The sequence below is a fragment of the Arthrobacter sp. STN4 genome, assembly GCF_024539665.1.
Classification (GTDB): domain Bacteria; phylum Actinomycetota; class Actinomycetes; order Actinomycetales; family Micrococcaceae; genus Specibacter.
This window is the reverse complement of sequence record NZ_JAKZGX010000050.1, coordinates 1-9,536: the sequence shown is the minus strand read 5'-3', so window position 1 is coordinate 9,536 and position 9,536 is coordinate 1. Positions and strand designations below refer to the sequence as shown.

At 66.5% G+C, this 9,536-nt stretch carries 5 protein-coding genes, 2 tRNA genes and 2 pseudogenes; 2 read left to right on the top strand and 7 right to left on the bottom strand.

What is annotated here, in order from left to right:
• Window positions 1–258: pseudogene (locus tag MMF96_RS18955) on the top strand (hypothetical protein); the annotation flags it as partial.
• Window positions 259–405: 147 nt separating this feature from the next.
• Here the strand turns inward: MMF96_RS18955 and MMF96_RS18950 are convergent.
• The 7 genes from MMF96_RS18950 to MMF96_RS18920 all read right to left on the bottom strand — a co-directional run bounded on the left by MMF96_RS18950 (window position 406) and on the right by MMF96_RS18920 (window position 7,299).
• Window positions 406–1,044, bottom strand: coding sequence for a DUF2797 domain-containing protein (locus MMF96_RS18950; RefSeq protein WP_256884424.1), 639 nt, complete (start codon window positions 1,042–1,044; stop codon window positions 406–408).
• A 305-nt stretch (window positions 1,045–1,349) separates the two neighbouring features.
• Complete coding sequence (locus MMF96_RS18945) at window positions 1,350–2,222, bottom strand: CoA ester lyase (RefSeq protein ID WP_176615095.1); 873 nt, start codon at window positions 2,220–2,222, stop codon at window positions 1,350–1,352.
• Window positions 2,223–2,383: 161 nt separating this feature from the next.
• The gene (locus MMF96_RS18940) at window positions 2,384–3,955 is read right to left on the bottom strand and encodes a Na+/H+ antiporter (RefSeq protein ID WP_256884423.1); all 1,572 of its coding nucleotides are present in this window, start codon (window positions 3,953–3,955) and stop codon (window positions 2,384–2,386) included.
• A gap of 10 nt (window positions 3,956–3,965) precedes the next feature.
• Window positions 3,966–4,613, bottom strand: a complete 648-nt coding sequence (locus MMF96_RS18935; protein WP_176615093.1) for an NAD(P)H-binding protein — start codon at window positions 4,611–4,613, stop codon at window positions 3,966–3,968.
• A gap of 166 nt (window positions 4,614–4,779) precedes the next feature.
• Window positions 4,780–4,853, bottom strand: a tRNA-Met gene (locus MMF96_RS18930).
• A gap of 62 nt (window positions 4,854–4,915) precedes the next feature.
• Window positions 4,916–4,987, bottom strand: a tRNA-Thr gene (locus MMF96_RS18925).
• A gap of 380 nt (window positions 4,988–5,367) precedes the next feature.
• On the bottom strand, window positions 5,368–7,299 hold the full coding sequence (locus MMF96_RS18920; protein WP_176615092.1) for a DEAD/DEAH box helicase: 1,932 nt from the start codon (window positions 7,297–7,299) through the stop codon (window positions 5,368–5,370).
• Window positions 7,300–7,826: 527 nt separating this feature from the next.
• On the opposite strand from MMF96_RS18920, the pseudogene MMF96_RS18915 reads away from it, so the two are divergent.
• A pseudogene (locus MMF96_RS18915) lies at window positions 7,827–9,405 on the top strand (IS1182 family transposase).
• Window positions 9,406–9,536: the final 131 nt, after the last annotated feature.

Sequence of the window (9,536 nt, the reverse complement as noted above, 5' to 3'; positions counted from 1 at the left end):
CACATCACCCCCTGGCAAGACGGCGGCGAAACCAACACCAACAACGGCACCCTCACCTGCCCCCTCCACCACCACCTCATCCACCAAGGCCTCTGGACCGTCCGCCTCCACAACGGCACCGCCCTCTGGACCGTCCGCCTCCACAACGGCACCGCCCTCTACACCCCCACCAACACCCAAGACCCCCACCAAAAAGACCAATACAACCCCTACCACCAAAACCTCCCCCACCCCTCAACCGGGCCGACAAGCAGTTAAAACTCCGAGCAGCCCGTCAGGGAGAAGTTGCGGGGCCGGCACCACGGCCGACACGAAAACCGGCACCACGCCCCACGCCAACGCAGGGCCTGTCCTCCGGCCCCGGCAAAACGGTCGTCAGCCACCGGCAGGCGGGGAACAGCGCCTTTAGAAAAGCGACTCCTGGAATGCGGGGACGTCGGTTGTGTAGTTGCCGAAGTCGATCTTGCGACCCTTCAAGGCGGCTAGGTCTGCCAGGAACACAGTCTCCGTGTCGTCGACGGACACCAGCGCGTAGCTTCCCACCATGGCATTCAGCCTCACTCCGTGCTCTCCCGAGGCGAGCGGAAGTGGATAGGCGATTCGCTGGCCCGGGCGTGCCACGGCGTCCGCAAATGCACTGCGCTCCCACTGCTCGGAAACGGGTTCAAAGCCGTCGACCCCTGCAGTGCCCAGGAAGTCCCGTACCGTGCCAGCCGCGGCGGCATTGGCGGCCTCGAGTTCCGCCCCGGGCCTGGGCTGCAAAAGGGCGGCAAATTTTGCGGTCCCCCGGACGAATTGTGTCAGTCCCAACCCGGCGGACACGGCGTCCTCCAGTACCCGCACCACTGAGCCGTCGCGGGCATGCGCGACGTACCGGGCGACGATGGCCCCCTGCTCGGCCAGCCGGCTCCATTTGCTTCGCTGGGACGCGGTGCCGACCTTGACGGTGCCGTCGGCAAAAGTGGCGACATACAGCCAATGCGGCTGGGCCAGATAAGCCTTCAGGCCGGCCGGCCCAATGCCGCTGCGGTGAAAGTCATGCATGAAGCGAAAGTCGTCCCGGGCGAAGCAGGCACCACACTGGAACCCTCGCTCGGCCGCCTGGTGCGCTGGGCAGCCGTGATGCACAGCGTCCTCGGGGCCATTCACCACTGAATACCCGAGGCAGTACCGGGACGGCACGTCGGCCCCGGCCCCGGCGCGGAACCGCAGCCAAAGCCCGGGTCCCAGCGCGAGGCGGGAATCGCCGTCGTCCGTGGACAGCGAAAGGGCGGGTCCGTCCGGGGACCACGTGACCCCGCGGACCAGGGCGGGTCCTTGGACCGAGGGCCCCGGCTCGACCACCGGGATTAGACCGCCGGCTGGACGCCGTACGCCACGGCAAGCTTCATGATCTTCTCTGCGCGACCCAGGCGGGGCAGGTCCGAACCGTCACGGATCACGCCGCCGCGGGCCTCAAAGTCGTTCATGAAGTCAGTGGCCCAGGCAACGTCGGTCGGCGTGGGGCTGATGACCTCGTTGATGATGGTGGTCTGGTCCGCTTCCAGGCACAGCTTCCCGGTCATGCCCATGGAGACCGTAATGGCGGACTGTTCACGCAGGATCGGGTGGTTGGTGCCCACCGTCGGTCCGTCAATGGGTCCGGGCAGGTTGCCGACGCGGCTGGCCACGACGAGTTTGGCGCGCGGGTAGGCCATGGCCTCACGGTCGGCGGCCATGCCGGTGTCGCGACGGAAGTCGCCGGAGCCGAATGCCAGGCGGAAGGCGCCTTCGGCACGGGCGATGTTGTTCGCTTCCTCGATGCCCAGCGCTGATTCCACAAGCGCCAGCACCCGGGTCTTGCCGTCGAGGCGGTGGTACGTTTCCTTGACCTGTTCGGCATTTTCAGTCTTGGCCAGCATCACGCCGAGCAGGTTCGGAATGTTGCGCAGGCCCGCCACATCGTCGGCCCAAAAGTCAGAGTGGACGTCGTTGATGCGGACCCAGGCCTTGCCGCCGTTGCGCAGCCACGCAATGACGTCTGCACGGGCCCCGTCCTTCTTCTTCGGATCCACGGCATCTTCAATGTCCAGCACGATGGCGTCTGCGCGCGACCGTGCAGCGTCATCAAAGATTTCCGGGCGGGTCGCGGGCACCAGCAGCCAGGAACGGGCAATTTCCGCCGGAATGTTGCGGTTGCGCGGCGGCTTGGACACGGCATCGGTGTGAACGGTACTAGACATACATCTACCGTATACGTACTCGGCGCCGGAATCCCTGTCCCCTCCTACAAGACGCGCCGCCAATGGCTGGTGGAATGCGCCAGTGGGGCCTGCGGCCTACATGGCTCCGCAACGTTCCTTTCAAGGCCTTCGCCGCGAACCGTTTCCGGGTAGGCCGCCGCTCACTCGGGCATGATCATGGTGCGCAAATCAAGCTGCCTGAGCACCCTGTCTGCCGCTTCCGGATCGGTCTCGGGCTCATTGCGGGCCGTAATGATTTCCTGCCGTGCAGCGTCGAGTGCGATGGTCTGCACGGCGATGGCCAGCTGGCGTCCGCGACGGCGCCGCTCATCGATGCTTTCGTCCTTCAGGCTGCCGTCCAGCAGTTCGGCCTGCAGGCGCGACATCCTGGACTTGACCAGCTCAACTTTCTCCGGCGGGAGGTTTTTGATGCGGTCGTTGCTTCGCAGAGCGGCCACAGCCGCCTCCTGGGCGCGCAGGGCCAGGAGCCTGGCAGCCTCACGTTCCTCGACGCCGTCGTCCGTGGCATTGAGCGCGCGCATGAGCCATGGCAGCGTGAGGCCGGGCAGCACCAGCGTGGCCAGCAGCACGGCACAGGCGATCACGATGATCTCGTGCCGGCCCGGAAACGGGAGCCCGGAGGGCAGCACCGAGGGCAGCGCCAGCGCCAGCGCCAAGGTGGCCAGCCCCCGCATGCCGCACCAGGTGAGGACCACCACATCCTTGAAACTGGCGGGCGGAAGTCCTCCAACGGTCTTCCTCGAAAGGAGCGCCAGCAGCCCGAACCACAGAAAGCGGACAGCAATGACCAGCACGCTGACGCCGACCGCTGCGGGGACCATGCCCCAAATGGCCGCGCCCTCGGCCTTGATGACACCGCGGACTTCCAGCCCGACCAAGCCAAAGGCCAGCCCCGTGACGAGCAGTTCCACCACGTCCCAGAAGGCGGCGCGCGTGACACGTTCGGTCGCATCCTCAGCGCGGGCATGCCGCTTGATCTCCAGCGCCGTCACCACCACCGCAATCACACCGGAGGCATGCACTTCCTCGGCCAGGATGTAGGCCGCAAACGGCACCACCAGGGTCACCGCGCTGCGCGCCACCGAGGAGGTAATGAACCTGGTGATCAGGCCGGTCACCCACCCCATGAACACGCCGATGACAATTGCGGCGATGGCACCCAGGACAAACATGGCCGTCACACCGACCCCGAAGGGCTTCCCGTCCATGGCACTGGCCACCGCTGCCTGGAAGATGACGATTGCGGCGGCGTCGTTGAACAGGCCCTCACTCTGCAGCACGGTGACGAGGCGGCGGGGCATGTGCACCCTGCCGGACACCGATTCCACGGCCACCGGGTCCGGCGGGGCAGCCATGGCGCCCAGGGCAACGGCTGCGGGGAGGCCAATCCCGGGGACCATCAGCCAGGCGGCGCCGGCCGCCACCGCGGTGGAGGCCACCACGAGGGCTACGGCCAGCAGGATAATGGTGCGCCACCGGACCCGGAACACCGACCAGGAGCTTTTTTGCGCCGTGGCGAAGAGGAGTGGCGGGAGGAAGATGGGCAGGATCAGTTCGGGATCGATCCCCAGGTCCGGAAATCCCGGGATGAACGTCATCGCACCGGCCATGATGAGCATGAGCACCGGATACGGCAACCTGAGCCTGTCCCCCAGGCCGACGGCGACGACGGTGGCGAAAAGGAGTCCGATGATGATGACGAGCTGTTCCACCGTTCCTGCCCTACGGGTTCAGTGCCTGGGCGACCCGCACGTTCCCGTCGGTGAATTCGATGGTGCGGCCCACCGTGTCCGGGCGTTCCAGGACGGCCGCGGCGACGAGGGCGACATTGGCACGGGAGGTGTTGCGGTGTGCGGCATCCGTGTCGGTGGCAATGGTTCCCGTGGGCGCGTCCAGGGTCAGGGCCCCGGGCCCCAGGATGGTCCACGCCAGGCCGGAGCTGCGCAGGTGAAGATCTGCGGCCGCCTTGGCTTCGGCATAGGCGAAAAAGCTGTCCCCGGGCCCAACGCCGTGGTCCGTCCGCGCACCCAGGTAGGACACCATGATGTAGCGGCCCACCCCGGCCTGCTCAGCAGCGTCCATGGAACGGATGGCGGCATCCCGGTCGACGGCATAGGTGCGGTCCGGATTTCCGCCGCCGGCACCCGCTGACCAAATGACGGCGTCCTGGCCGGCCAGCAGCCCTGCGAGCTCCTCCACGGAGGAGGAGACGACGTCGTGCACCACCGGTGTTGCGCCTGCCGCGGCAACGTCGTCGATCTGTGCGGCGTTGCGGATCATCCCGGAGACTTCCCAGCCGGCCGCTTTCAGCAGTGGCGCCAGCAGCAGCGCAATCTTCCCATGCCCGCCAATGATCATGACCTTGCCCATGTGTTGCCCCTTAGTCACGGCCCCGCACCGGACCCTTCCGCCGGCGTCTTCCCAGTACACACCGGGCGCGGCCCCTGCGCCCGCCGGGGCGGTCCCCGGCGGGGCGCACACTAAAAAAAAGACCCGTGGTCCCGGCTGACAGCCGGGACCACGGGTCTTTTTTGTGTAGCGGCGGGGAGGCTCGATCTCCCGACCTCACGATTATGAGTCGTGCGCTCTAACCAACTGAGCTACGCCGCCATAAATGAGTCTGGCCCGTGCTGCCGGCCAAAACCGTCTTGACACGAGCCTCCTCATTTGCGAGCCCCCCACCGGAATCGATCCGGTGACCTCGTTCTTACCAAGAACGCGCTCTACCACTGAGCTAGGGGGGCAACGAGAAAATACTTTACCAGCGGATTTGCTGGATGCGAAATCGGAAATCCCCTCCCCCGGCGCGAGGTCCGAAATCAGCTTCAATTCTGCCATTTGAAGCTGTTCACACGGCGCCGGAACGGCCCCGAAACCGCCACATTCCGGCACTTCGGAACGCCTCAAATGATGTGTGTCACACCCGCTCAGAAGGGGGGTCCCGGCGGGCCCGCGGCGTGGGGACCCGGGACGACGACGGCTGTGCGGACAGGGCAGCAGAAAGGGGCGGGCCATGAATTGGCCCGCCCCTTTTTATGGGACGTCGTTACGGTGTGTCAGCTCCCCGGCAGCGCCCGGGGCCGGTGGCAGGGACCGCCCGCCCGGCAGTGCAGCGAAGGGCTGGTTACCACTTGCCCTTGCTGTTGAAGCTCTGGCCGCCTTCGTGACGGGGGCGGCGGTCGCCACCGCCGTGGCCGGTGTGGCCCTGGCCGCCGCCCTGGCCACGGTCGGAACCGAAGCCGCGGTCCCGGTCCCCACGGTAGCCGCCGCGGTCGCCGTCGTACTTCTTCTTGAAGCCGCCCTGGCCGCGGTCCTCACGGCCCTTGTATCCCCCGCCGGAGGAGGGACGGCGTCCCTTGTCCAGTTCGAGGTTGATCAGCTCGCCGCCGATGCGGGTCTTGCTCAGCGCGCGCCACTGATCCTTGCTCAGTTCGGCCGGAAGCTCCACCAGGGTGTGGTCGGAGCGGATGTCGATCCCGCCAATCTGGGACGAGGACAGGCCGCCCTCGTTGGCGATGGCACCAACAATGGAGCCGGGCATGACGCGCTGGCGACGGCCCACCGCGATGCGGTACGTGGCGTTGCCCTCGGTCAGGGCGCGGGTCGGGCCGCGGGAGCCGAAGCCGTCCTTGGAGCGCTCGCGCTTCTGGTATTCCGGTGCCGCAGGCAGGTCCTGGACCAGCAACGGCTGGCCGCCCTGGGCCATGACGGCCAGGGCCGCGGCGATTTCCGAGGCGGGAACATCGTGTTCTTCTTCATAGCTGGCGATCAGGTCCCGGAACTTCGCCACGTCCTCGCTGGCCAGCGTCTCGGTGATCTTCTCGGCAAACTTGCCCAGGCGCAGCGTGTTGATGGTCTCGGCGGAGGGCAGGTGCATCTGCTCCACCGGCTGGCGGGTGGCCTTTTCAATGGCGCGCAGCAGGTACTTTTCGCGCGGGGTCATAAACAGGATCGCGTCGCCGGAGCGCCCGGCGCGGCCCGTGCGGCCGATGCGGTGCACGTACGACTCGGTGTCATGCGGGATGTCGTAGTTGATGACGTGCGAGATCCGCTCAACGTCCAGGCCGCGGGCGGCCACGTCGGTGGCGACCAGGATGTCAAAGCGGCCGTCGCGCAGGCCCTCGATGGTGCGCTCGCGCTGCTGCTGCGGGATGTCGCCGTTGATGGCGGCAGCCTGGAAGCCGCGGGACTTGAGCTTGTCGGCCAGGTCCTCGGTGGCCATCTTGGTACGCACGAACGCGATGACGCCGTCGAACTCTTCCACCTCGAGCACGCGGGTCAGGGCGTCGAGCTTGTGCGGGCCCATGACCTGCAGGTAGCGCTGGCGGGTGTTTGCACCGGTGGTGGTCTTGGACTTGACCGTGACCTCGGCCGGGTCGTTCAGGTATTGCTTGGAGATGCGGCGGATCTGGCCTGGCATCGTGGCGGAGAACAGGGCAACCTGCTTTTCCTCCGGCGTCTGGGACAGGATCTGCTCCACGTCCTCGGCGAAGCCCATGCGCAGCATCTCGTCGGCCTCGTCCAGCACCAGGTACTGCAGGTGAGAGAGGTCCAGGGAGCCCTTGGACAGGTGGTCGATCACACGGCCTGGCGTGCCGACAACAACCTGGGCGCCGCGGCGCAGGCCGGCCAGCTGGGGGCCGTAGGCCGAGCCGCCGTAGACGGGAAGGACGGTGAAGTTCTCCATGTACTTGGCGTAGGACGTGAACGCCTCGGCAACCTGCAGGGCCAGCTCGCGGGTCGGCGCCAGCACCAGGATCTGGGTGTTCCGGGTGGGGCCGTTCAAGTCCATCAGCTCGGCCATGCGGGACAGGGCGGGGACGGCGAATGCGGCCGTCTTGCCGGTTCCGGTCTGGGCCAGGCCCACCACGTCGCGGCCTTCAAGCAGCAGCGGGATGGTGGCGGCCTGGATGGGCGAGGGCTTCTCGTAGCCGACGTCGCTAAGGGCCGACAGCACGCGGCCGTCAATGCCGAGTTCGGCGAAGGTGATTTCCGGCGCGTCTTCCTTGTTGATGGTGACGGCGTCCGGGGAAGTCTGGGTAAGGTTTTCGGGCATGGTTAGTAGTCCTCATTCATAGGGCCAGGCGGCCTGTGACAGCCGCATTACAAAGAAATCCAGCCGCTACATACCATCCCGTGGCAGGACTTCGGCACCATTGCTGTGCGTTTTGACGCGCACTTGCAGGCGTCAGCGGGTGCCGGCGCCACATGGCGTTTTCTTTGCCGGCAATCCCCTATGAACGCTTTACTGCCCGCCCAACATGCTTTGCGGGCCCCATACACTTCAGGCTCCTGCCTCAAAAATTGGGCAGAAATAATAAGGAGATACCGGAGTGGGGGATATTTAAATTGTAGGGCATACGCTACACAATCCCCAGGGCAAAAGTCGACGGCACCCCGTGAGTTTGGGCACACGGGGCCGCAGCATGCCCTGTGGAGGGAGGGCCCGACGGTGCCCGCCCTCCCGTAAACGCGGAACCCCGCCCCGGAGACGGGCTTCCGGGGCTAGGACACTGCTGATTAGTCCAGCGTGTTAAGGAGCGCCTGCTGGACTTTGGCTATGGATCGTTAGGACCTTGTTTTATGCAGGGTCGTGATGATGGGCAGCGGGAAATCCTGGATGTTGAGGCGCTGGCCGGGGACCTTTTGGACCCGGGCAGCGTCTTCGCGTTTCTGGCTGGGCACCGAGGGGAGTTGTTCCCGCCGTCGATGTTTGAGGATCTGTTCCCGTCCGGCAGGGGACGGCCCTCGATTCCGGCCGAGGTCGTGGCCACGGTGCTGGTCCTGCAGGCGTTGAACGGGCTCTCGGACCGCGAGGCCGCGGAAGCGGTGACTTTTGATCTGCGCTGGAAGGCGGCCTGCGGGTTCGCCGTGACCACGAAGGCATTTCATCCGACGACGTTGACGTACTGGCGCAAGCGACTGGCCGCCAGCGGCCGCCCGGACCGGATCTTCCAGTCCGTCGCCGCCGTGGTCGCCGAGACCGGCGTGCTGAAATCCAGGACGCGGCGGGCGCTGGATTCGACCGTCCTCGATGATGCGGTTGCCCGCCAGGACACCGTCACCCAACTGATCGCCGCGATCCGCCGGGTCGGCCGGGAAGTGCCCGGCGTGGACGCGCTGGTCCCCGCGGTCTGCACCGGCTATGACTACACGCAGCCGGGCAAACCCCGGATCGCCTGGGATGATCCCGCGGCCCGGGACGGACTGTTCTCCGCCCCGGTCACGGATGCCCTGGCGCTTCTGGCCGCTATCGACACCGCCGATCTGGAAGGCAAAGCGGCGGATGCTGTGGCCCTGCTGGCACTGGTTGCCGGGCGGGGCGTCGAGCCCGCAGAAGGCTCTGATGGTGCCGACGGACGATGGCGGATTGCCCGGAAAACCGCCTATGACAGGGCAATCTCCACTGTTGACCCGGAGGCCCGGCACGCCCACAAGACCCAGGCCAGGCGCCACGATGGGTTCAAGGCACATATCGTGATCGAGCCCGATACCGGGACCATCACCGCGTCCGCCCTGACCAAGGCATCCGGACCGGGCAATGGCATCCGGACCGGGCGATGGCGACGCGGCCGTCGGCGCGGACCTGCTGGGCAAGGACACCACCATCGGGGCTGCGCCGGTGGAAGTGCTCGCCGATTCGGCTTACGGCACCGGGGAGATGCTCGCCGCCGTCGCAGCGGCCGGACACACCCCGGTGATCAAGCCCTGGCCGCTGCGCCCAGCCGTGGCCGGAGGGTCCACCCTCGATGATTTCAGCGTCGATGAGGCCGCAGGCACCGTGACCTGCCCGAACAACGTCACCCGGAACATCAGCCCCAAACGGAACGCCACTTTCGGTGCCGCCTGTGCCGGCCGCCCGTTCAGGAACCCGTGCACCACCGCCCGGGACGGCAAGTCCCTGACCCTACATCCCCACGATGCACTCCAGCGCGAACACCGGGCCCGAGCCCAGGAACCCGCCTTCATCCAGACCTAGCGCCGCCACCGTCCCATGGTCGAACGCTCCATCGCCTGGCTCACACGCGGCAACCGGCGCGTGCACTACATCGGCGTCGCCAGGAACAACACCTGGCTCACCCTGCGCACTGCCGGGCTGAACCTGCGCCGCATGGTCAATCTCGGACTTGCCAACATCAACGGGACCTGGGCCATCAACTAAAAGCCCCCGTTACCTTTTTAGTAGCCCCTTAAACGAGTAAGAATTGGGGTTGTTGGCCTGTCGGTCCCGGCATGATTGAAGCCCCCAGTCATCAATGATCCGGGGGGTGTTGTCACCGGGAGTCGATAGGC

Coding starts and splice junctions, on each gene's coding strand:
- MMF96_RS18950 (WP_256884424.1), bottom strand. CDS start 1,044: ATGCATGACTTTCACCGCAGCGGCATTGGGCCGGCCGGCCTGAAGGCT.
- MMF96_RS18920 (WP_176615092.1), bottom strand. CDS start 7,299: ATGCCCGAAAACCTTACCCAGACTTCCCCGGACGCCGTCACCATCAAC.
- MMF96_RS18935 (WP_176615093.1), bottom strand. CDS start 4,613: ATGGGCAAGGTCATGATCATTGGCGGGCATGGGAAGATTGCGCTGCTG.
- MMF96_RS18945 (WP_176615095.1), bottom strand. CDS start 2,222: ATGTCTAGTACCGTTCACACCGATGCCGTGTCCAAGCCGCCGCGCAAC.